Source organism: Vibrio sp. 03_296, from assembly GCF_002265885.1.
Genome location: NZ_NPKW01001320.1, coordinates 1 through 1,080, shown reverse-complemented (window position 1 = coordinate 1,080; position 1,080 = coordinate 1). Strand labels below are relative to the sequence as shown.

The following is a 1,080-nucleotide window of genomic DNA, read 5'->3' as shown; positions in this document are numbered from 1 at the left end:
AACCAGATATGGATGTAAAACCAACCTGCTCCAGATTGCCTTCTTGAACTCGTTCTCGATAACCTGCTATGAAATCATCAAAACMCGAAAAGGTCTCGAAACTGCAATAGTAAGCATCCTTCGAGCAGCTACGCAAAAATCATAATCTTGCGCCAAATTGATCACTTTAAATTCTACGTTCATCCCTAATCCTAAAGTGAATAGCGCCTAACGCCGCGTTAAGGGGTGAATGCCGCCTAAACCAAGTTTCCGCACACCACTTTCACCAACAAAAACTCACTGCAAACCAAAAATGACCTGCGGCATGAATCCCGCTTAAAACGCTTTGTTATGCAAATGTTCTAACGGCAAAACGTATCTATATACAAAGCCTCAACTTGTCTCTCGCCCACTGTAGTGCGACGCAAAAACTTGAGAGAAGATTGATTGATGGTTGCTGTAAAAACTAGTTAATTTGAATTTCTCTGTCTAACCCTTCCCAACCATAGTGCTCTTAGTAAGCGAACAAGGATTTTCTCTAACGTTAATCCATGTAAAGGGTTGTTTGGCTGATCTTGGCTCATTGCTTTGGTCCTAATAATACCGCTTAGTTTGGACGCAGTTTACCAGAATGCTTTGGCCAGTTAGCCATTTTATTTACATCCAAAGCCTAAGACATAAGCACTGAGAAATGGGCTGATTTGAATATTTGCATAACGCCCTGTTAAGGTGTGAAGCACGCAATGACCAAGCCACCGCATGGCACTTCAACACCAAAATCAACGCATACCAAAAATGCCACGCGTGCTGAATCACTCTTGAACAGTTTGTATGGATAATAACTAACGAATCAGGGTAAGGTGAGACCCAGACTTTAGCTGCAACTAAAGTTCTCTATCTGATAGTTCGATTGAACGCTGGCTCCTCTATTGAGAGACCGATAACAAGAACGAACATCAGATAGAACTCCAAGCATCACACTCGAATAGTCTTCTGGGTCTCGAGCCCGCATTTCGCAAGCAAGAGTTAGCTTATTATGAATACAAATACACTTCAAAACATTAATGTCGGCGTTGATACAGGTAAGACACAACTTGATAT

General features: G+C 41.8%; 1 protein-coding gene and 2 pseudogenes. All 3 read right to left on the bottom strand.

Annotation, left to right across the window (positions count from 1 at the left end):
- Positions 1-207: 207 nt before the first annotated feature.
- The 3 genes and pseudogenes from CIK04_RS35965 to CIK04_RS31805 all read right to left on the bottom strand — a co-directional run bounded on the left by CIK04_RS35965 (position 208) and on the right by CIK04_RS31805 (position 805).
- Positions 208-310, bottom strand: a pseudogene (locus CIK04_RS35965) (DUF3265 domain-containing protein).
- Between the two features lie 31 nt (positions 311-341).
- Positions 342-563: pseudogene (locus tag CIK04_RS31810) on the bottom strand (VF530 family DNA-binding protein).
- A gap of 140 nt (positions 564-703) precedes the next feature.
- Positions 704-805, bottom strand: a complete 102-nt coding sequence (locus tag CIK04_RS31805) for a DUF3265 domain-containing protein (protein WP_088428254.1) — start codon at positions 803-805, stop codon at positions 704-706.
- Between the last annotated feature and the right edge of the window lie 275 nt (positions 806-1,080).